Origin of the sequence: Rhodococcus sp. 06-418-5, assembly GCF_002258285.1 — a bacterium.
Classification (GTDB): domain Bacteria; phylum Actinomycetota; class Actinomycetes; order Mycobacteriales; family Mycobacteriaceae; genus Rhodococcoides.
Genome location: NZ_NOYE01000006.1, coordinates 1 through 21831, shown reverse-complemented (window position 1 = coordinate 21831; position 21831 = coordinate 1). Strand labels below are relative to the sequence as shown.

Annotated in this window: 19 protein-coding genes; 16 read left to right on the top strand and 3 right to left on the bottom strand. The window is 61.7% G+C overall.

The window, feature by feature from the left end; genetic code table 11:
* The first annotated feature begins 24 nt into the window (after nucleotides 1-24).
* From CH274_RS01335 to CH274_RS01300, 8 genes are all read left to right on the top strand, one after another.
* Nucleotides 25-1224, top strand: coding sequence for a cytochrome P450 (locus CH274_RS01335; RefSeq protein ID WP_015586131.1), 1200 nt, complete (start codon nucleotides 25-27; stop codon nucleotides 1222-1224).
* Between the two features lie 13 nt (nucleotides 1225-1237).
* The gene (locus tag CH274_RS01330; protein WP_080730063.1) at nucleotides 1238-2152 is read left to right on the top strand and encodes a 4Fe-4S domain-containing protein; all 915 of its coding nucleotides are present in this window, start codon (nucleotides 1238-1240) and stop codon (nucleotides 2150-2152) included.
* 6 nt (nucleotides 2153-2158) lie between these two features.
* On the top strand, nucleotides 2159-3097 hold the full coding sequence (locus CH274_RS01325) for a transketolase family protein (protein WP_015586133.1): 939 nt from the start codon (nucleotides 2159-2161) through the stop codon (nucleotides 3095-3097).
* Between the two features lie 28 nt (nucleotides 3098-3125).
* Nucleotides 3126-3893 carry an adenylate dimethylallyltransferase Fas4 gene (fas4, locus tag CH274_RS01320; RefSeq protein WP_015586134.1) on the top strand — a complete coding sequence of 256 codons (768 nt, stop codon included), beginning with the start codon at nucleotides 3126-3128 and terminating at the stop codon, nucleotides 3891-3893.
* The gene (locus tag CH274_RS01315; RefSeq protein ID WP_032365005.1) at nucleotides 3890-5206 is read left to right on the top strand and encodes an FAD-binding protein; all 1317 of its coding nucleotides are present in this window, start codon (nucleotides 3890-3892) and stop codon (nucleotides 5204-5206) included. Before fas4 ends, CH274_RS01315 begins: the two co-directional genes overlap by 4 nt.
* Nucleotides 5206-5802 (top strand): TIGR00730 family Rossman fold protein, encoded by a 597-nt coding sequence (locus CH274_RS01310; protein WP_015586136.1) that lies wholly within the window; start codon nucleotides 5206-5208, stop codon nucleotides 5800-5802. The genes CH274_RS01315 and CH274_RS01310 overlap by 1 nt, the downstream gene beginning before the upstream one ends.
* Before the next feature lie 106 nt (nucleotides 5803-5908).
* Complete coding sequence (locus CH274_RS01305; protein WP_015586137.1) at nucleotides 5909-7213, top strand: NtaA/DmoA family FMN-dependent monooxygenase; 1305 nt, start codon at nucleotides 5909-5911, stop codon at nucleotides 7211-7213.
* A gap of 129 nt (nucleotides 7214-7342) precedes the next feature.
* Nucleotides 7343-8545, top strand: a complete 1203-nt coding sequence (locus CH274_RS01300) for a phthiocerol/phthiodiolone dimycocerosyl transferase family protein (RefSeq protein ID WP_032365006.1) — start codon at nucleotides 7343-7345, stop codon at nucleotides 8543-8545.
* Nucleotides 8546-8593: 48 nt separating this feature from the next.
* Here the strand turns inward: CH274_RS01300 and CH274_RS01295 are convergent, their stop codons facing one another.
* The 3 genes from CH274_RS01295 to CH274_RS01285 are packed head-to-tail and all read right to left on the bottom strand — an operon-like array spanning nucleotide 8594 to nucleotide 11516.
* A complete protein-coding gene (locus tag CH274_RS01295) occupies nucleotides 8594-9154 on the bottom strand; it encodes a hypothetical protein (protein ID WP_015586139.1) in 561 nt (186 codons plus the stop codon).
* A gap of 39 nt (nucleotides 9155-9193) precedes the next feature.
* Nucleotides 9194-10624 carry a cutinase family protein gene (locus CH274_RS01290; RefSeq protein ID WP_015586140.1) on the bottom strand — a complete coding sequence of 477 codons (1431 nt, stop codon included), beginning with the start codon at nucleotides 10622-10624 and terminating at the stop codon, nucleotides 9194-9196.
* Between the two features lie 46 nt (nucleotides 10625-10670).
* A complete protein-coding gene (locus tag CH274_RS01285; protein ID WP_015586141.1) occupies nucleotides 10671-11516 on the bottom strand; it encodes a hypothetical protein in 846 nt (281 codons plus the stop codon).
* 334 nt (nucleotides 11517-11850) lie between these two features.
* Between CH274_RS01285 and CH274_RS01280 the strand changes: the two genes are divergently transcribed.
* The 8 genes from CH274_RS01280 (at nucleotide 11851) to CH274_RS29570 (ending at nucleotide 21275) form a co-directional block, all read left to right on the top strand.
* Nucleotides 11851-12132: a hypothetical protein gene (locus tag CH274_RS01280; RefSeq protein ID WP_015586142.1), complete on the top strand. Its 282-nt coding sequence runs from the start codon at nucleotides 11851-11853 to the stop codon at nucleotides 12130-12132.
* Nucleotides 12129-13238: a conjugal transfer protein gene (locus CH274_RS01275; protein ID WP_015586143.1), complete on the top strand. Its 1110-nt coding sequence runs from the start codon at nucleotides 12129-12131 to the stop codon at nucleotides 13236-13238. Before CH274_RS01280 ends, CH274_RS01275 begins: the two co-directional genes overlap by 4 nt.
* Before the next feature lie 33 nt (nucleotides 13239-13271).
* Entirely contained in the window at nucleotides 13272-13604 is a 333-nt protein-coding gene (locus tag CH274_RS01270; protein WP_015586144.1) for a hypothetical protein, read from the top strand.
* A gap of 61 nt (nucleotides 13605-13665) precedes the next feature.
* On the top strand, nucleotides 13666-14397 hold the full coding sequence (locus CH274_RS01265) for a hypothetical protein (RefSeq protein ID WP_015586145.1): 732 nt from the start codon (nucleotides 13666-13668) through the stop codon (nucleotides 14395-14397).
* A complete protein-coding gene (locus tag CH274_RS01260) occupies nucleotides 14397-16922 on the top strand; it encodes an ATP-binding protein (protein WP_015586146.1) in 2526 nt (841 codons plus the stop codon). The genes CH274_RS01265 and CH274_RS01260 overlap by 1 nt, the downstream gene beginning before the upstream one ends.
* Before the next feature lie 50 nt (nucleotides 16923-16972).
* Nucleotides 16973-19090 carry a hypothetical protein gene (locus CH274_RS01255; RefSeq protein ID WP_141214634.1) on the top strand — a complete coding sequence of 706 codons (2118 nt, stop codon included), beginning with the start codon at nucleotides 16973-16975 and terminating at the stop codon, nucleotides 19088-19090.
* 119 nt (nucleotides 19091-19209) lie between these two features.
* Complete coding sequence (locus tag CH274_RS01250) at nucleotides 19210-20676, top strand: peptidoglycan DD-metalloendopeptidase family protein (RefSeq protein ID WP_072692242.1); 1467 nt, start codon at nucleotides 19210-19212, stop codon at nucleotides 20674-20676.
* Nucleotides 20676-21275, top strand: a complete 600-nt coding sequence (locus CH274_RS29570) for a hypothetical protein (protein ID WP_015586149.1) — start codon at nucleotides 20676-20678, stop codon at nucleotides 21273-21275. Before CH274_RS01250 ends, CH274_RS29570 begins: the two co-directional genes overlap by 1 nt.
* Nucleotides 21276-21831: the final 556 nt, after the last annotated feature.

The window sequence follows — 21831 nt, the reverse complement described above, 5'->3', positions numbered from 1 at the left end:
ACAAACAATCGAAGGGATTCCGGTATGGCCGGAACGGCTGATTTACCTTTAGAAATGCGACGCAACGGCCTGAACCCGACCGAAGAGCTCGCCCAGGTCCGTGACCGCGACGGTGTTATCCCAGTAGGAGAACTCTACGGGGCCCCGGCTTTTCTCGTCTGCCGTTACGAAGACGTCCGGCGAATCTTCGCAGACTCAAACCGGTTCAGCAACGCCCACACGCCAATGTTCGCAATACCCAGCGGCGGCGATGTGATTGAAGATGAACTAGCCGCCATGCGCGCCGGTAACCTCATCGGACTCGATCCCCCCGACCACACCCGCTTGCGTCATATCCTTGCTGCGGAGTTCTCAGTGCACCGGCTCAGTCGCCTGCAGCCGCGCATCGCAGAGATAGTGGACAGTGCATTGGATGGTCTCGAGCAAGCCGGGCAACCCGCCGACCTTATGGACCGTTACGCGCTACCAGTCTCTTTGCTCGTACTGTGTGAGCTGTTGGGAGTGCCCTATGCCGATCGCGACGAATTGCGAGATCGAACAGCACGCCTCCTGGATCTGTCGGCATCTGCAGAACAACGAGCGGTTGCCCAGCGAGAAGACCGTCGATACATGGCCACCCTGGTTACCCGTGCGCAGGAACAACCCGGTGACGACTTGTTGGGAATTCTGGCGCGCAAGATTGGCGACAACCTCAGCACCGACGAACTTATCAGCATCATCAGTCTGATCATGCTCGGTGGACACGAGACCACAGCAAGCATGATCGGCCTCAGTGTACTGGCCCTTTTGCATCACCCGGAACAAGCCGCCATGATGATCGAGGACCCGAACTGCGTCAATTCCGGAATTGAGGAATTATTGCGGTGGTTGTCGGTCGCCCATTCGCAGCCACCGCGCATGGCAGTAACCGAGGTGCAAATCGCCGGGGTGACCATTCCGGCAGGATCTTTCGTCATCCCGTCCCTATTGGCCGCTAATCGCGACAGCAATCTGACGGACAGACCCGACGACCTCGATATCACCAGGGGAGTAGCCGGTCACCTCGCCTTCGGGCATGGCGTCCATTTCTGTCTTGGGCATTCACTCGCTCGGATGACCCTGCGCACGGCCGTGCCGGCGGTACTGAGGCGCTTTCCCGACCTAGCCCTCTCACCCTCGCACGACGTTCGGCTCCGCTCCGCCAGCATTGTTCTCGGCCTCGAAGAACTACAGCTGACGTGGTGAGAAGCGAGCGGTCATGAAAGTCGTCGTGAACGAGCGGAGGTGTTTCGGCTCCGGTCAGTGCGTGCTCGTCGCGCCCGAGGTCTTCGAGCAGAGTAACGACGGCACAGTCACATTGCTCGTGGACAAACCTTCCCCAGACAACCATTCGCTGGTACGCGCGGCTGCACGTTCCTGCCCAGCTACTGCTATCCGCTTCGAAGAGAATGCGATGCGACAAGAGCCAACCGAATTCAGCTATGACGATCTGCCTGCTCTGATCTCCCGTATGCGGGGAGACGAAAGGCACTCGTTCTCATCCTCATCGACGATGGACGTGCTGTGGGTACTCTACGACGAAATCCTCAACGTATCCCCCGAGAGCCCCGACGACGACGACAGGGACCGCTTCTTGCTGTCCAAAGGTCACGGCCCGATGGCCTACTACGCGGTACTTGCGGCCAAAGGGTTCCTCCGACCAGAGCTCCTCGATACCTGGGCGACAAAGAACTCACCACTCGGCTTCGCGCCGGATCGAACCAAAATCTCGGGTGTAGAAATGTCGGGTGGCTCGCTCGGCCATGGCTTGCCGCTCGCAGTGGGCGTCGCGATGGGACTCCGTATACAAAATCGTCACGCACCGAGAGTCTTCGTGCTCATCGGCGATGGAGAGTTCGATGAGGGCAGCAACCACGAGGCGATGGCTTTTGCAGGACGCGCGCGCTTGAACCAACTGACGGTCATCGTCCTGGACAACGGCACGGCAAGTATGGGTTGGCCGCATGGAATCGATAAACGGTTCGACGGTGAGGGTTGGGACACAATCAACATCAACGGTGCTGACCATGAGGAGATCGCTGCGGCACTGAATCGAGATCACAACGACAGACCGCTCGCGGTGGTCGCCACCGTGACTCGGCAATCGGCCCGTTCGTCCATTCAGCAGAGATGAATCGCCATGAATTCCGCAGACACGCAAGAACCAAAGTCCTTCAACCACACTGACATGTGGACCGCATTCGGAACGACCATGTCTGGTGCATTGGAAACAGACCCCCGCGCCGTAGTTGTGCTGGCCGACATCGGAGCCCACCTCTTCAAAGCGGCCGCGATCGCAGATCCCAACCGCGTGATCAACGTAGGGATCAGGGAACAGCTGATGATGGGGGTAGCCGGCGGGCTCGCCATGTGTGGCATGCGACCCGTGGTACACACAGTCGCCGCCTTTCTCGTCGAGCGGCCTCTTGAACAAATAAAGCTGAACTTCGCCCAGCAAGATGTCGGCGCAGTCCTGGTCAGTTGGGGAGCCTCCTACGACTTGTCGGAGTTCGCCTTCTCCCATTTCACCCCGGGCGATATCACCGTCATCGATTCGATGCCCAACTGGACAGTTCACGTGCCAGGCCATCCACAGGAGGCCGCCGATCTTCTCCTCGAATCGCTACCAGGCGATGGACGGGTCTACCTACGGCTGTCGAGTCAGGTCAACCGTTACCCCCATGCGGTCCGAGGGACATCGTTCACACCTATCAAGTACGGCACCCGCGGAGTCGTCCTCGCAGTCGGGCCCTGTTTAGATGCGGTGCTGTCGGCAACCTCCATGCTCGACGTAACCATCCTCTACGCGGCGACGATTCGCCCCTTCGACGCCACGGGCCTGTGTGCCGCGGTGCAAGCCGTGAACCGTCCGAACGTCGTGTTGGTCGAGCCCTATCTGGCAGGCACCTCGGCGCACCAAGTCTCGTCCAGTCTCGTCAGCCATCCCCATCGGCTGCTCTCCCTGGGCGTTCGACGTGAGATGGAAGATCGCCACTACGGAACCCCCGACGACCACGACCACATTCACGGACTTGACGCCCGTTCCCTGAGTAATTCGATCAATTCCTTCCTCGGCTGAGCACGACCCGCGAGAGAAAGGAATCGGGATGAAGGAATCAACCATGGCACAGACGCAAGCAAGGTTTGATCGGGTGCGATGGGAACCCGGCGTATACGCAATCGTCGGTGCCACCGGAATTGGAAAGAGCGCCGAAGCGAGCAAGTTGGCATTGAGTCACTCGGCTCCGATTGTTGTTGCCGACCGTATCCAGTGTTACTCCGATCTCCTGGTCACCAGTGGTCGAGCGTTCGACGCGAAAGTGGAAGGGCTCAACCGCGTTTGGCTCGACAACCGGACCATACATCAGGGCAACTTCGATCCGGACGAGGCCTTTGACCGGCTGATAAAAGTACTGACCTCGTACGTTGATCGCGGCGAAGCGGTGGTAATGGAGGGCGGTTCGATATCGCTCATTCTTCGATTCGCGCAAACGATATCCAACCTACCGTTCCCAGCTGTCGTGAATGTTATGCCTATTCCTGATAGGCAACACTACTTTGCCCAGCAGTGCGCAAGGGCACGACAAATGTTACGGGGAGATTCAACGGGCAGGAATTTACTCACCGAACTGGCGGAAGCGTGGGTTCTAGGCGATCAGCACAACTTCATAGCCTCGGTTGCGGGTCTGGACTGTGTACTCGACTGGTGCGCCACGCATTCCGTAACACCAGAGGAGTTGGCCAACCGAGACCTCACCACGGAGGTGCTCGACGAACTGGCGGCATCAATGGGTGGCCGGTATGTCGAGCACGGCGTCCTTCAGCAGGAAATATTTTTAAGAACCTTCGGTGCCCCAGGTGTGACCGCCAGATGAGCGGGATCTGGCACACCGACGACGTGCACCTGACATCCGCCGGGGCTGATTTCGGAAACTGCATCCATGCGAAACCGTCCGTCGTTGTCGTGCCACGGACCGTGGCCGACGTGCAGGAAGCCCTGCGCTACACCGCGGCGCGGAACCTATCGCTCGCGGTGCGCGGATCCGGACACTCGACTTACGGGCAATGCCAGGCAGATGGCGGAGTCGTGCTGGACATGAAAAGGTTCAACACCGTCCACGACGTTCGATCGGGGCAGGCCACGATCGATGCGGGTGTGCGATGGAGCGACGTGGTCGCTGCCACGCTCAGCCGCCAGCAAACCCCTCCGGTACTCACCGACTATCTCGGGACCACCGTCGGCGGAACGCTTTCGGTCGGCGGCTTCGGGGGATCGAGTCACGGCTTTGGCTTGCAAACCGACAACGTGGACTCTCTTGCTGTAGTTACCGGATCGGGAGATTTTCGGGAATGCTCCGCCGTATCGAACAGTGAACTTTTCGACGCCGTGCGCGGCGGCCTCGGTCAATTCGGCGTAATCGTCAACGCGACAATCCGTCTGACCGCTGCTCACGAGTCGGTTCGACAGTACAAATTGCAGTATTCCAACCTCGGCGTATTCCTTGGCGACCAACTCCGCGCCATGTCCAACAGACTATTCGACCATGTACAAGGACGAATTCGTGTCGATGCCGACGGCCACTTACGTTATCGACTGGACCTAGCCAAGTACTTCACCCCACCACGAAGGCCAGACGACGATGCGCTGTTGTCATCGCTCCAATACGATTCGTGCGCCGAATACAACTCGGACGTAGATTATGGTGACTTTATCAACCGTATGGCGGATCAGGAGCTTGATCTTCGGCACACAGGTGAGTGGTTCTATCCACATCCATGGGCCAGCCTGCTGATCCCGGCAGACAAGATCGAGCAGTTCATCGAAACTACCAGCTCCTCATTGACGGATGACCTAGGAAACTCCGGGCTGATCATGGTTTACCCGATTCCAACAACACCGATCACCGCACCGTTCATTCCGATTCCTCACTGCGACACATTCTTCATGTTGGCCGTACTTCGAACAGCATCCCCAGGGGCCGAAGCCCGAATGATTGCCAGCAACCGCCTGCTCTATGAACAGGCTCGGGATGTAGGCGGGGTGGCCTACGCAGTCAATGCTGTCCCCATGTCACCGGGAGATTGGTGTACGCACTTCGGTTCGCGATGGCAGGCCATCGCACGGGCTAAGCGTCGCTTCGACCCATACAGGATCCTCGCCCCTGGATACAGAATGTCATTCGACTGATGAACCTTCGACCAATGCCCGCGACTACGGTCTCGGCACAGGCCCGCCCGACCCCCAAGAGCGTCACGGTCTTCTGCGGAGCTATGCCAGGGCGCGGGACCAAATATGGACAGCTCGCAGAGGGGATGGGGCGTGCGATTGCTAGATCGAAGCTGCGCCTCGTTTATGGTGGCGCCCGAGTCGGCCTCATGGGCACCCTCGCGAACGCGGCCTTGGACTCCGGCGGAACCGTCGTTGGCGTGATCCCTGAGAGCTTCACTGCGATACCCGAGGCTGCGCATCATGGACTGACAGAACTACACGTCGTCCATGACATGCACCAACGCAAAGCTCTCATGGCCGAACTCGGTGACGCATTCATTGCCCTCCCCGGCGGTGTCGGAACCGCAGAAGAGTTCTTCGAGGTCCTTACGTGGTCACACCTGGGGCTTCACAATAAACCCTGTGTACTGCTGAACGACAACGAGTATTACCGCCCCTTGCTCTCCTACATCGAGCACGCTGCCGTCGAAGGATTTATCACCCCCGCAACCCGGTCTCGCGTAATCGTCTGCAAAGACATCGAGGGGGCTATCGCGGCCATTCGCTCACCCTAATTAGTGGGACTTCTGCCTGGCCGGTAGATCTGCTCCGTCCTCGGTGCATTCTATATCGCTCACGTTCCACCCAGTTCGTCCGTATACGAAATTTGGAGGCACGTCGATGTCTGTACGAAAATTTCACCTAGGCTGGTTTGTCGGTTTCTTTGCTAACGATTTCACCGGCGACTTCTCGCCGCCTGAAGAGCCATGGGATGGCCGATTCTATGTCGAGATGGCGAAGTCGCTAGAGCGCGCAGGATTCGACTACATGATGTTCGAGGACACGGTGTCGGTACCCGATGCATACGGGCGATCCTTCGATGCGTACCTGAAACACGCCCTGTGGGTGCCGAAACACGACCCAGTGCCGTTGGCGTCGGTGATCGCGGCCGCGACCGACCGCATAGGCGTAATCGCTACGATGTCGACGGCCTTCTATCCCCCATACATGCTGGCACGCACTGTCTCTACGGTCGACCACATCGCTGGTGGGCGCTTTGGATGGAACATCGTCACCACCGGTCAAGATCAGGCCGCGCGCAACTTCGGCATGGATCGTCTGCTGCCGCACGACAAGCGCTACGAGGTAGCACATGAGTACGTCGACCTTGTCCGAGATCTATGGAATTCCTGGGATCGAGACAACATCGTCCGTGACCGCGAGTCAGGGACTTATGTTGCGCCCGGCACTGTTCGGGCAGTGAACCACACTGGGGAGCATTTCCGTTCGGCGGGTCCGCTCAACACGGTGCACCCACCCAATGGGCAACCAGTTTTCGTCCAAGCTGGCGGATCCCCCAAGGGCCGCGACTTCGCCGCGAAGTACGCCGACTCGATTGTTGCCAACGTCAACACCGTGGAGACGATGCGGGAGTTTCGTGACGATGTCCGTAACCGGGCGCAGGCACACGGTCGAGACCCTGACGACATCAAGGTTCTCTTCATCGCGATGCCAGTACTCGGTGCCACTATGGATGAGGCTCAGGCCGCGAATAAACGGAGAATGACCAGCGACCGGGCCATCGAAAACATTCTTTTGCAACTGTCTTTCGTCACCGACATCGACTTCTCTCAGTTTCCGCTCGACGAAGTACCTCCGCAAGACTTGACAACCAATGGCGAGCAGTCATCACTGGAGAGCTTCCTGCAGCACGGTAGCGGTAAAACTCTGCGCGAGCTGACCATTGATTACCTCGCTCCGTCTATCGAACTGGTGGGGACGCCTGATCACGTAGCGGAGCGCATGGGGGAGATCGTCGACGAGGTAGGCGGTGACGGATTCTTGATTTATACCGGGTCGAACTCGCTCACCCGCCGATTCATCGCTGAGATTACCGACGGCCTCGTGCCAGCTTTACAACGAATTGGGCGAACGCGGGTGGGATATTCGTCGGTGTATCTACGTGACAACCTTCGTGAGTTCTAGTTTTGGTGCTCGTTCGCGCCATCTCCCGAGGCCATCCCATGATCAGAAACGCTCCTGGTGGTGCCGGGCTCGTGATCATCGAGCTGCACGTCCCCTATCGAACAGCAATTTAAGTGACAGGAATTTGTGGTGACTGTGGATTACTCTATTCGGGGGCTCGCTCCCAGTGAGGCGCTCTACGTCGACTTGGGAGTTTTCATCGGGTATTCGGTGCGGGCTCGCGGCGATTTGAACATATCGGGGCTCTCGGCGGCATTTGCGACATTGCGACGCTCGTATCCTGTGTTGGCTGCGCACGTGGAGACGATCGATGGAGACCATATGATCGTCAAACCATCCGGTCCGCTGCCCGGCCTCAGCGTGCACACAGGGGATCCCGGTCAGCCGCTGAGCGGGGTGAACCTCAGTGCGGGCCGCGCCCTTTCCGGGCTACACGTCGTCGGCGATTCCGCCTGCGCGAGTGTGACTTTACTAACCCACCACTGCATAGCCGACGGTCGCCATTCTGTAGATTTGCTCAGCGATCTGTGGTCTTTCTACACCGACATTGTGGAAGGAAAGACCCCTGACGCGGTTGTTCATGGCTATCCCGAGTCGCTGGAAAAGCTGTTCTCCGAGAGAGGAATCGACACACCCGATGTCGGCAATGACGAACCATTAGAGTCGGCATTAAACAGGCCGCCGACGGCTGGCTATACCGAGCCACATCGTGCGATGACCCAACTGCGTTGTCGTTTGAGCAGGCGAGTCACGACCGGGCTCATCGACTTCGGACGTCACCATGGAGTTACGGTAAACGGCCTAGTATCTGCCGCTATCATGCGGACCGAGTCAGATCTGAGAAGTGTTCGGCTCGCCGACATCGCCTACCATTTTATTGTGGACCTCAGGCCTCACGTCACACCTGCAGTGGATTCCACCGCGGGAACAAATATTGTCGGCTTCCCCGTCTATCGGGCTACGGCCGAGTCCGTAGAAATCGTGGATCTGGCTCGCAGTTTAAATGAGGAATTGCACATCGATCTCGCCGCCGGCCACCTCCAAAGTGAAGCCCTGACAGCCGCGAAGATGGCAGTGCTGTTGCCTGAACCCAACGAGGTTCGTTGCACCAATGGAGGCACGGTTCCACCATTGCGATCGCCCGCAGGACTCAAACTCGAGGACTGCCGGCCCGCGCCAGCTGGGTTTTCCTTTCCTGTTTACATCGTCCATGGGTATGGCGGTCGACTGAACATCGAGTTTGCTTTGCCGCACGGAGCTTCCCGCTACGACATCGGCCGAGGCCGGGAACGGATCAGAACGCTCGAATCCCACCTTCGTTCCGTGGCGTGATTGACCAGGCACCGGTTCCGTGAGGCCGCGCCACGCAAGGTCAGCGGATCAACCGTTATTCAGACAGTCCCGGTCTCGCAGACGAGGCTCAGCGAAATTCCGCAACGCTTCGGAGATGCGTGGGGCGTTGAGATCGGTGATCGTGGCGAGGTAGACGTTGGCGCGGTGTCCGCGGTGAGCGAGGACGGACAGGAGTTGGAGACTGCGGTTGCAGGTGAGGCGGAGGGTGTCTACGACGCCTTCGAGGGAGTCGATGACGAGGTATGCGGGGGTGAAGTCGTGGGTTGTGGCTTGACCGTTGTCGATCAGAGTTTTGCGTTGGGTTGTGAATCGCCAAACGGAATCCATGATGTCGACAGGGTCCGGGTCGGTGTCCGCGGTGGTCGAGAACGTGGGGGTTCTGGACGGGCCAGTGATCATCCATACGTGCGGAGAGTGGCCGCTGAGGGTGTCGGCGAGGGTGTGTGCGAGGTGCGTCGACGCCGCGGGATCGGCGTTCAGGAGGAGATGACCGTCGCGCTGGGGGTGCCACGTTTTGGTACCCCCAGCGTCGTGCACGTCGATGCGGACAGCGATGTCGGTGTCGGGGTCGTCCAGCTCTGTCAGCATCGTGACGGTTCCTTGTGTTCGAGTAGGGAGGTGGGTCGGCTACGAAGCAATCTGTGCCGTGGGGTTGGTGATGCGGGTGCGGAAGAGGTTGGTGAGCTCGTCCGCTCCGGTTCGACCGTTGTCGGCCATCGGTTCGTTCGCGTAGGAGTTGTGCGAATCGGTGGCGAGCGAGGTGGCGTAGTTGAGCACCTCGTCGAGCACGCGGCCTGGGGTGAGATTATCGGCCAGCCGGTTCAAAAGGGGGAACTCGTCGAGGGGGAGTGCGCGGAGGGTCTTGCGGACCGCGTTGTTGACCTGGCCCACGAGTTTGCCGAGATCGGCCGGTAGAGCCACATAGTTCTGGGCCGCGGCGTTGGTGGAGATCCGCGCTGCGGTGGTGCCGATCGCGATGTACTCGTTGATAGGCAGCTTGGACACCACGGTCCCGATCATCGAACTGAATTGGCTCGCGAAGCTGATGACTTGGGGTGTGAGGGTCGCCAGCAGTGCCGGAACGGCGAACATGTCACCGCGGTGGATTGCATCGGTGAGCTGCGAGACGGTGGTGGCCATCGGGGCGATGTCTGCCCCGGGGATGGTCATTTCTGCGACCTTTGCGCTCAGTGTTGAGACGTTGCCGGCGAGGTCGAGTGCGAGCTGCGGCACGGTGAGCATGTTGCCTGTGGTCACTGCGGTGTTCAGTTTGCCGAGCGTGTCGGTCAGGGGTTGGCCGTCGAGACCGAGAAGCGTGGTGACGACTCCGGCGACCGAAGACGCGGGATCGGTGGCGTCGATCTTCGATCCGAGTTGCCCGATGAACTGTGTGGCGATGGCGTCGTCGGGGGTGTTGCAGTACGTGTCGTCGGGATCGCACACGCTGGCGGTGACGTTGTTGAGAGCTCCGAATCCCTTGGGTCGCGCACCGACGAAGCCGTTGCCGGTGGTCTTGGTTCCGAGTTGAACGCCGGCGGTCGGGCTCTGGCCGGGGTCGGCCATCAGGCCCACGGCAAAGATGCGATCGGCGCTCACCGGGCCCTCGCCGTTTCCGATCTTGCTGGCTAGATCTCCCGCGGCGTCGGCCCCTTGGGAGAAGCCGGTCAGCCCGAACTTGGTGCTCGGGCATTCGGCTGCCTTCTCGGAGATGTGTTGCGATGCGCGATCGATCGCTTCCTTCTTACTGGTTCCGTAGGTCTGGGCCTTGTCGTTCACGATCGTCGCGACGTAGGGAACTGTGTATGTCTGCAGTTCCTGGGATGAGAACTCGGAGTCGAGTGGGTCCACGACGTTGCGGAGCATTCCGACCGGCACATTCGGATCGGCCTGCTCGTTGGTTTCCGTGGTGCCGGGTATGGCCACCAAGATGTTGTCCGGGCATGCCGGAGCACCGGCTTGCGGATCGGCAATGGCGGAGGGAATGACGACGATGCTGGCAGCGACGGCGAGCCCGACTGCGCTGACAACGATCCTCTTGCGTGTACGAGATGCGGTCATGATGTGCGTCCTTTGTAGGTGAGAGCGGGGTTGGTGCAGGTGGACTTCAGCTCGCCAAGGCGGACTCATGGTGTGATCGGGTGTAGAAGAACGTCCGCTTTCCCGGCGAGGGAGTGTTGCCGGTGCGTGCTGCTACTCCGTCGCGGACTCGCGCGACAGCGCGGCTCAAGCGCTGTCGAAGGGCTGCCGGTGAGCAGTTCTCCTCGACGGCGAGCGATGCGAGATCGGCACCTTCGGTGACGAGATATGCACGGATCAGAAGTGAGTGCTCGTCGGCAGTGATGGTCTTGGACTGCACTGCCCATGCAAGAACCGAATGCAATTCCCGTGCCGATACCTCCCCCGGATTGCTGGTCGTGCGGTCATCGGATCCGTCGGCAACCCGGTGGAGCTGGTCGGGTTCGGCCGGCGTTTCCACCGCAGATTCGCAGGTCTTGGTGATCAGACCCAGCGTCCGAAGCGAGAGTGCCCCGGCAATCCCAGTGCCGCCGGGACGGTGCGAAGCGATCACCTCGTAGAACGCGGCGATGGTACGCGAGGCACGTTCTTCGCGGCTGTGATCGGTTCCGTCCAGCCGCGCGTAGCGATGGATTCGGACCAGCTTGGGGAGCATCAACCGGACCAAAACTGTGCCGGCGAGGGCGCTGCCTGCACTGTGCTCGGTGAGCAGAAGGGACAGGGTGGCGTCACTGTCCTGAGCGGCAAGCTCAGCGATGTCGGCCACGGAGCGAGCGGACGACCATGCGGGGTGTCGATCGGCCCACGTGCGGACTTCGCGGCCTGCGAGAGCGTCGACACAGAGATTGGTCCACTCGGCGTTGATCGTCGTAAACAGCGATGTGCTGTATCCGAGTGGGGTGGAGGAATGCGAGGAAGGCTGCGGCGAGGTCACTGGGGCGCTCCTGATAGAGGCAACTGAAGTTCGATCGCCTCTGACACAAACAGCGCCTTATATCCGCTGAGCTGCGGATTCTTACTCGAAAAGGCGGAGCTGTTATACCCGCCGGGTCCGGCGGAACCAGAAAACGGCAGCGCCCCGCGTTCGACATAGACCGCTGTGACCTGCGGTTACACGGCGACGGTGATAACAGCCCGACGAATCGCAGCGGGGCGGTGAAAAAAAGTTCGAGAAATTTCCGGTCGCCTCTGTCACAGACCCGCCCGCGAAGGGATCTACCTGTTCTCAGAAGCCCGTACACGGCGGGCTACCGACAGGAGGACCCCGGATGGACGACCACGATCCGTCGGCCGCATTGCTCTCGGACACCGCTCGCGTGCACTCGGTGTCCGAAGAGATCCGCGGCCTCGCGGCGCAACTCGGCGACAATCCGCTCAGCGCAGAGATCGCCAGCCGCGTCCGCGAGGTCGTGCTCGGTGAGCCGGCCGAGCAGGCGCGGGCAGCGCTCGAACGGATGATGGCGACCCGGGGTCGAGGCGCTCTGCGATTGGTCGACGAGGGCTTCGTACCCGCCACGGTCGAGCCGTCTCGGCACGAGGAGATCTCATGAAGATCCATCTCCGTAAGAAGGGCTCGAACAAGCCGACAGAAGCTGCGCCGGCCACCGAGCTTCATCAGTGGGCCGGCAAGCAAGCGGTCGCGACCAAGGCGATGAAGTGGGGTCTGTTCGCGGCGATCGGCTCCGGAGTGGTGGCACTGGTTCTCGTCTTGGCCGGCGTCGGGTCCACGACGCCGATCCAGAGCAAGGCAAACCCTCAGACGGTCATCGACACAGCCCGCGAAGCAGCAGCGACCGACCTCGCGCAGGACTTCGTGTTGACGTGGTTGCAATCCAAGCGAGGAGACGAGAAAGCCCTCGCGCGCTTCGTCCGCACCGACGGCATGTCGCTTCCGGCTCAGGCGAGCTATACCGCGTCCGAACCTCGAATCGCGAGCGTGAAAGCAATCGACCCGCCGGCGCGAAATCAGGGTCCCACAGGATCGACATCGCAAGGAGGACCGCTACAGGCGGCCGGCCAGAACTACGCGATCGTTGTGTCGGTCTCGGTGGTTCCGATCGGGGCAGACCCGGCGACGAAGCCGGAACGTCGATACTTCTCGGTCCCTGTCGTGTTCGTGGGAGACGACGCGCGGGCTGCAGCAGTCCCTGCTGCTGTGGCGGCCCCGGCAACCGGCGGTGACCTCACACTCGGCTACCGATTCCGAGTCGGCCTCGATCACTCGCTCACCCAGTCGATCAGCCAGTTCCTCTCGGCAATGGTTGCCGGTGCCGGAGAAATTTCTCGCTACACCTCACCCGGCACACCGATCCGTGCCGTCACCCCCGCGCCGTACACCAGTGTCCAGATCACCGACCTCGTCTCGGACACCGACTTCTCGGCGGGTGCGTCCGGATCCCCGGCAGATGGTGCGACGGTACGGGTGCTCGCCACCGCGACCGTCACAGCCACGGACCGAGCGCAGACCTCGACCGTGCAATACCCGCTGACAGCGATCGCCCGGGGTGGCCGGTGGGAAGTATCCGCGCTCGACCCGATGCCGTTGCTCGCGAACTCGACCGGACTCAGCGCAGCAACCCCAACCATTGCGGTGCCGACCTCGACTGGTGCCAGCACTACCTCCTCCGTTCCCGCAGCGCCCGTTCAACCGAACTGACGCTCTGCTCCCCCTATCCGAAAGGTACGAACAATGACCATTACCTCGATCCTGGCCGATCCGTCGTCGACCGTCGTCGCCGAAGGAATCATCGAATGGGCCAACAACAAAGGTGCGGAGGTGCAGGGCCTCATCCGCACTCTCGTGGGCGTCGGCGTCGCCGGGTTCATCGCCGCGATTGCTTTCAAAAGTCACTTCGCCATTGCCAAAACACTGGTGGCGATCGTGGTCGGCGGGGCACTGATCTGGGTGATGTGGAACATCACCGCCGTCAAAGACAGTGTCGGCGACGAGCTTCCCGGCTCCGCCTCGCCACAAAGCAGCGAGGTCGTCGTGGTGCCCGATCCGATCGCGGCGTTCATCTGACACTGCTCGGCCAACTCACGAACACCTCGATTCAACGACCCCCGCAGGAGTGTGACCGACCATGACCGAACAGCAGGCCTCCTCGCGGAGCGTGGTCAAGATGTTCACCAAAGCGCGCAATTTTCCGCAGCTGATCGGCAAAGCGCCAGACGGCCGAAAGATCCCCGGTGGCCCCTACACCCTGACCCAGTTCGTCGGCGCGGGTATTGCAGGCGGACTGCTGTGGCTGACCCAGTCGCTGTGGGCGCAGGGCAGTGTCATCACCAACGGTGTCATCTTCCTCGGTGTCACCGGCGGCACCCTGTGGGCGTTGGGGAGGCTGCCGCAGGGAGCACGGAATCCGATCTCAGTAGTCCGGGGTGTCGGGCGCGCGGCTACCGGGGCGATGTCACCGTCGAGGATCAATGGCGAGCCGATCCGGATCAAACGCCCTCACGCGGTACTGGGGTCGGTGATCATCCTCGACACCCCGCCAAGCCACGACGCTGCTATCAGTGAACCAGCAGTCATCAGAGCATCCAGCGATCGAGTAGAGAACGCCGCGGCACCGGTGGAGCTCGACGACAACGCAGCGCCGGCCGCACCAGCATTCAGACCTCTGACCCAACCGCGGCCGGAGCGAAAGATCGCACCAGCGCCAGCCCGGCCGCGATCGGACGGCGAACGCCAGCGCTCGCAGAGTCCAGCCCTGGCCGAAGCGTTCGGCGTCGCCAACCTGGCACCGGCGAGCAGCGTTCAGCAGCTGCTTGCCATGGCTGCAGCGGCCCCCACCCCGACCCGAGAGAAGGCGTAATGCAACAACCGAACCGGCTCGTCACCTCGAACTTGCGCTGGACCCGCTCCGGAGTCGTCTGGGCGGACTACGTCCTGACCGGAATCCCGTACGGGTACCGGCCGATCGAAGACCGACAGACCGCGCGGGCGATGCACAAGATGTTGCTGCGCGCTCTTCCTGGCGAATCTCTCCTGCTCAGTGTCGCGGTCAGTCTGGACCCAATGACCATCGTCGAGCGCATGGAACGGGGTGTCGATCTCGATCTCCATCCCGCGTGGGCAGACGAATGCGACGCCACGATCGACCGCCTGGAGGAGATCCGACCCGGCCAGCGAATCTACTGGCTGTCCATCCCCCTGGCCAACCACGGCTTCGGTGACACCGTCAAGGCCGCAACGTCCGCCGCATGGTCCTCGGTGGCCGATCTGCTGGGGATGCCGCCCTCGTCGATTCCCGTCGAGGAGAGAGAACGCCGCGCAGCTCAGGCCGCGCAGATCGCCGCGGCCATCCCTGCCTTCTACGATGCGACCCCCGCAACCCCCTCCCAGATGGTGTGGCTGCACCAACATGCTCTGCAGCGCGGCCTCGGCCTCGATACCGACATGCCCACCGCTCTAGATCATCCGGCAGGCACTGCTCGAGGATCCTTCACTGCCGCGCGGCTCGACGAAGGGGCTCAAAGCGATCGCCCCGAATCGGGCTGGCGGGCCAAGGCGCCGACCTTGTCGCGTGTGCTCAAAGTCGACCAGCCGTGGGAGGTAACGCCACCGCCGGCCAGCTATCAGTGCTTCCTGGTGCTCGCCGCCACTCCTTCGGGCGGCACGCTGTTTCCAGGCTCGGAGTACCTGACCCTCGCGGACAACCTGGGCGGCGTCGATGTCGACTGGGCAATTCGGTTCAAGAACTCCGCTGCATCGGAGGTTCTGAAGAAGAACCGCCGCGCCTTGGTGCAGATGAACGATCAATACACCCAGCGAGAAGACGAATTGAGCACCGGCAGCGTCCTCGACGACGCTGCCGTCGCCCTCGCGGAATACAACGCGCTTCTGGAGGCGGACGCAATGGAGATGGAAGTGCAATCCACCACCGTCTTCTGTGTCGCCGCCGCGGACGAAGAGACGGCCATCGCATATCAGCGCGAGCTGGCGAAGGAGTTCGAGGGTTCGACCTACAGGTTGCAGTCACCGATCGGATTCCAGGAGGAGCTGTTCTGGGCAATGACACCCGGCGTGCCGACGCCGGCGATCTGCAACGAGTTCGCGCAGATCACCACATCCGAACATTTCGCCGCGTACGTACCGGTCACCCGCAACGATCTCGGCGACGGAGACGGCCCGCTGATCGCACTCAACATTTCCTCGGCCCGCACTGGCGTCGTGCACCACGACATCGCCAAGAAAGCGTCACGTGACGTTTCGGGTTCGGTGGGAGTGTGTGGCAACTTGGGATCAGGCAAGTCCGGCTACTTGAAAACAACCGGTAACCAGGTCGTCGACCGCGGCGGCCAAGTCATCGTGGTCGACCGGACCCCTCTGGGCGAATACGCACTGTGGGCCGAAGCGATCACCGACGCGGTGGTCGTCGATACCGCAGCACCGGACGTCACGATGGACCCTCTTCGGCTGTTCTCGCCCGCACGAGGAGGGGAAGTTGCGGTGTCTATTCTGTTGCCGCTGTTGCAACTTCAGCCCGACGACCGTTTGGGGGTACTGCTGTCTCAAGTGCTCGAGCCGGAATACCGCGCTCGCTTCGGCAATTTCACTACCCCAGGCCTGGTTTCGCACCTCGAGAAGGACTGCACCCTCGACGGAGCTGCCGAGCTTGCCGGAAAGTTGAAGGTCTACGCGACCAAATCCTATGCAGCAGCGCTGTTTCGGCCGGACCTAGAGCCGTTCAATCCACGCGCAGGAGCCATCGTCTTCCGCACTCACACACTGGAATTGCCCTCGGAGCGAGAAGTGGAGAACGAGCATCTGTTCAAGCAGATGTCGCTCCAGAAGCGGGTAGGGCGAATGATGTACACCCTCATCGCGCAGATCGCCCGCGGCATTTGCTTCGCGGACCCCAACACCCTCGCGGTCTTCCTGCTCGACGAATGCCATCACCTGACGCGCTCGAGCGAAGGTGTCGAGATCATCATCGACTTCATTCGAGACGGCCGCAAACACGACGCCGCGGTGATGCTCGGATCGCACGACCCCGAAGCAGACTTCGGCTCCGAGACGCTGCGAGGGCTCATCCCCACCCGGCTCGTGTTCCGGCAGACGGATCGACGACTAGCGCAAAAATCGTTGAAGTGGCTCGGCGTCGGGGAAGACGATCTCGGACTGCTCAAAGAGCTGATGGAGAACACATCGCCCGTCGAAGGCAAAGACGGATACGTCGCACCGCATCGCCGCGGAGAGGGCTACATGCGCGATCCCGCCGGCAACGTCGGCCGCATCAAGGTCTTACTTCCGGCATCGGAAGCGAGATACCAAGCGGCGAGTACGACTCCGAAAGAATCGACTACCGAGCGCGCTGCGGAGTTGGCGACATGGTGATGTCGAAACGAGTTGTGCGCCGGCCAGGTTCGATTGGCGGCGGCGTCAAGATGGTTCTCGAGCTCGTGCTGTGGTCGTGGATCCCGCGGTCGTGGTGCAGTGTTCTCGCTCGCTTCCTCGGCCCTGTCTTCAAGTGGGTAGTGGCATCTCGAATCCGCCGCGCGATCGTCACAGGTGTCGCTGTCTGGCACATGATCGGTCTGCTGGCGATCGCCCTGGCGTCACCGGCTCATGCCGACCCGGGTGAAACCCTGCCCACCAACAGCACATTCAGCTGGATGGAAGTCCGTGACTCTCACGGAATTCTGGTCTGGGACTACTTCATGTCCATCGACGAAGGCTCGGTCGGGCACCCGATGTACACCGTGTTCTCCACCTTCATCATGCTCGAGTACGAGGTGTACCGCGGGGTGACCGGCTTCGCGATTTGGTTCGTCACCTACGCCTTGCGGTTCGAGTGGCTCGAATTGTTGACTGCGCCGTTCCGTTCGATCGGCGATGCCATGCAAACGGTCACCGATCAGTTCCAGCTCACGGGCCTTCTTCTCACCGCTGCTGCAGGCATCGGAGCGTGGTGGGTCATTCGCGGACGGTGGACGACGGGAGTGTACGAACTCCTGATGGCAGCAGCGATCGCCGCTGCGGCAGTGGGGATCCTGTCCAATCCAGTCGAACGGGTCGCAGGACAAGACGGCCTGATCATGCAGGCGCGCGACGCCGGCGTGCAGCTTGCGGCAGGCCTGGCCAACAAGGGAGACACGACGTCGAGTTCCGACGAACTCATCGACCAGATCTCGGAACAGATGGCCGACACGTTCATCAGGCAACCCACCCAACTGCTGAACTTCGGCCGAGTCATCGACGGCTCGCCCGACGGAGAACGTTGCACTCAAGCCTGGGACGCCGGCCACGAAAAAGCAGACGGCAACACACGAGACACCCTCAAAGACAACATCAAAGGCTGCGGCGGCGAAGGCGCAAAACAGATGAAGGACTTCGCCGATCACCCCGGACCGGGACAGGTCGGGTCCGGGGTCGCGATGCTACTGGCCGGTGTCATCCTGCTCGGATTCGCCACAATTCTGGCGTTCACCCTCATCCTCGCGGTACTCACCGCCCTCGCATCGGCCGTCAAGGGAATTGTGGTGACCGTCGTTGGAATTCTGCCCGGATCCGGCCGCGGAGCATTGTGGAAAACCCTCGCCGCGGTGCTGATGTCGATGGTCATCGTTATCTTCGCGGTGGTGTTCCTCGTCGGATACATGATCGTGATCGGACAGTTGTTCAGAGGAGACGGCGACTCTCCGCTGATGATGAAATTCATCCTGACCGACATCGTTCTGATCGCGGGCATCATTCTCTACCGCCGCGCAGTGAAAGGACTACGCAAAGCTTCCGACGCCCTCGCACGCAAGCTCGGAAGCAGACCAGGAGCCGCGCCCACCGCGATATCGACCAAGACACCGACCAGCCCCCTCGCCCAAGCTGCCTACGCCGGACAAGTGGCCCGCCAGGCCTATCAAGGTGGAAAGGGACTGGCCAAGACAGCCAGCCATGCAACGGCCCGAACCGCCAAGGCGAGTAAAGCTCTCGTCGACGGGACGGCAGCCGCCAGCAGCGCAGCCACACTTGGAACTGCTGCCGTGGTCTACTCGGCCGGGAAGATTGCAACCGCGGGCGTCAAGAAGGTCGTCGGTCGACGGAGCGACGCCAAAGCTACCCAGGCGGCCACCGACACCACCAATGCTTCCGAAACCCACCCCAGCCTTCGCAAACCGATCAACATCGACCTTCCCCCGACGCAGTCGGTCGTCGGCTCCGGTCACTCCCACACTCCGGTCTCCAGCCCCGTCGGAGACCGATCGGCGGTCCGCTCTCACGGCGACAAGACAACGAACGCACCCGGTATCAAGCGGCCGGTGGCCACCGCTCCCGCACTGTCGACTCCAGGAAACCGAGAAGTTCGGGCCAGCCGCGCCACGGTGACCGGCCCTGGAGGCGGACGATTCCGTGAGTACTCCACCGATGAGGGCTCGCCGCTTCTGCTTCCCGACCGGTCCACGCGGCCGTCGAGTGCTCCGCGTCGTGCCCGACCGACCGTCCAACCAGGTGCCACCACGAATCCGACGGAAATCCTCCATCGAGCTGCGTCAGGCGCACGGCGATGACCTTGGTGGCCCCGCCTGAGACAGCGGTGTCGCCGAACTCGAAAGCGCCACGTCGATGGTGGAAACTCGCCCTGGCGGTCGGTATCGCCGCTCTCGGTGTACTCGTCGTCATTCCATTGATGGTCGTCGTACTCGTCACATCGTCAGGTTCCAGCGGTTGTGCCCCCACGGTCTCGTCCGGTACCGGTGGTGATGATGCATCGCCGTTGACCCCGTCCGGTCCCATCGGCAAGCCGACCCGCGATGGCACGACCACGATGACGTCCCCCTTCGGGCAGCGGTGGGGCACGATGCACCAAGGCGTCGACTTCGCGGGCCCGATCGGCACCCCGATCTACGCAGCCCTCGACGGCACTGTGGTCAAAGCCGGACCCGCTCAAGGCTTCGGAATGTGGATCGTCCTCGACTCGATCGTCGACGGAAAACCGGTCTCCACCGTGTACGGGCACATGTATCCCAACGGCGTCCTCGTCAAGGAGGGACAACAGGTCAAGGTCGGCGACCACATCGCCGACATCGGCAACGCCGGCGGCTCCACCGGACCACATCTGCACTTCGAGTACTGGGAAGGCGGCCGTTTACAGGGCGGAACCGCTATCGACCCGATGAGCAAACTCGGTCAGGCGGGAAGCCCCCAATCGTCCGGCGCTGATTCACCGACCGGCGCCGGTACCGCTGTCGATTGTGGCTTCGGCACGGCCGGCGGAGATCTCCGAACCGGATCCGTGCCGCCGGAGTTCGAGCCGTGGATCCGCAAAGCAGGAGCCGTGTGCCCAGGCGTGGGTGCTCCCCTGATCGCATCCCAACTCTCCGCCGAGAACGGTTTCCGCTACGGCCCGTCCGCTCCGGTATCGAGCACCGGAGCGTTGGGGCCCGCACAATTCATGCCGGGAACCTGGGCAACGTGGGGCAAGGATTACGACGGAGACGGGCGAGCCGACCCGAACTCCATCGGAGATGCAGTGATCTCACAAGCCCACTTCATGTGCGCCATCAACGGAGATATCACCGCAGCCATCGCCGCGAGAAAAGTGAAGGGCGACCCAACTGCACTGACGATTGCCGCCTACAACGCGGGCCCCGCCGCGGTGCTCGCAGCCGGTGGAATGCCATCCGGCGGTGACTACACCACACAAACACAGCCCTATGTGGCGAAGATTCTGGCCGGCCAAGCGCAGTACACATCCGAAGGTTCCACAGGCCGGTTCGTGCCGACCGGAGCTGACGGAGACAATGTCGTCGAGGCTGCACGCCAGTACCTCGGAACCCCCTACGTCTGGGGCGGCGGAGATATCAACGGCCCCTCCCGAGGAGGATTCGACTGCTCAGGACTGACCAGTTTCGCCTACTTCGCGGGCAAGCACATCACCCTGCCCCGCACATCCGAGGCCCAATGGGGAGTGGGTTCGGAGATCCCGATCGATCAAGCGATGCCCGGTGATCTCGTCTTCGGATCATTCGAGGCGAACGGCCCTGGGCACGTCGGTATCTACATCGGCGGCGGTCAGATGATCCACGCCCCCACCACCGGAGACGTCGTCAAACAAGCTCCACTCATGGCTGGAATGAAAGCCCGGAGGATCTGATGTCCCTTGCCGGCCGACGTCTTATAGCCGTCCTCCTCGTCGTTGTAGCCGTGGTGACCATCGCCTGGTCCTGCAGCTCACCCGCCACCGATGAGCCGGAATCGGCACCGGAGACAACGAGCGCGCCAACCGCGCCGTCGCTACCCGAAATCAACACACAGCCAACCGAGACAACCGCTGTACCCGCTCCGATCAGCAGCGCCGCCACAGACGCGGAGACCGCAATCCGTCAAGCACTGACGACCGCCTTCACCTGGTACCCCAGCACCGACACGAGCTCGACCGACGCGTTTCTACGCGCCCGCCGATGGTTCACCGACAACCTCGCTGCAAAACTCTCCACCCCTGCAACGACCGAGCGAGGCCCCGGTGCCCAGTGGGAACAGTGGAAGAAAGAAGACGCCGAAATCACCGCAACCGTCTCGATCGGCTGCTCCGGATGCCCGGCAGATACCGCCGAGCGCATCTATCGAGTCGCGGAGATAACGCAATCGGCCGTCACCTCGGATGCCACGGTCCCCGTCGACTCCACCACGACCGTGTGGGTATCGGCAGTGCCGACCGCAGCCGGGTGGAGTGTGGACACTCTCGATTTCTGACCCTCGCCGCACATGACCCGGAGAGGGTCGCCGGCCACTGAACCGATCGCCCTGTACAGGCAACATGGAACGCACTATTTCCCGTGATCGGTGCCGCCGTTCATAGCCCTGTCGCGCTACGTGACAACCGGCTTCCGTCGGCCCTTAGCTCGCGGATCCGCGAGGAGGAGCCCCACCCCAGGCCGGTCGGGGTGGCTTGCGTATACCGAATCTCGTGGCAGTCACGCCGACGCTGGGGTTGGCGGATGGACGTTGCCCGAGGGTGCGTAAGAGAGGAATCGAACCGCATCCGATGAGCAGTTGATGAGGCGCCGATGCTGCCGCGAATTGGTGGTTATATGCCCCGGATGTGGGAAGGTCGCTGCAAGCCTTACTCGCTTCGCATCGCCGTTTGCAGCGTACCCCCCATGTCAAGGGGTGTCGAGCGCACATAGCTGTTCCCGCGACGGTCAGTCGCTGTCAGTTCCCGCCCTATGTGGCGGATTCTCAGTGAATGTGGCGGCGTGGTGGCGGGGCTGTTGCTGTATCTGGCGGTGATGATGTGTCGGTGCTGAGT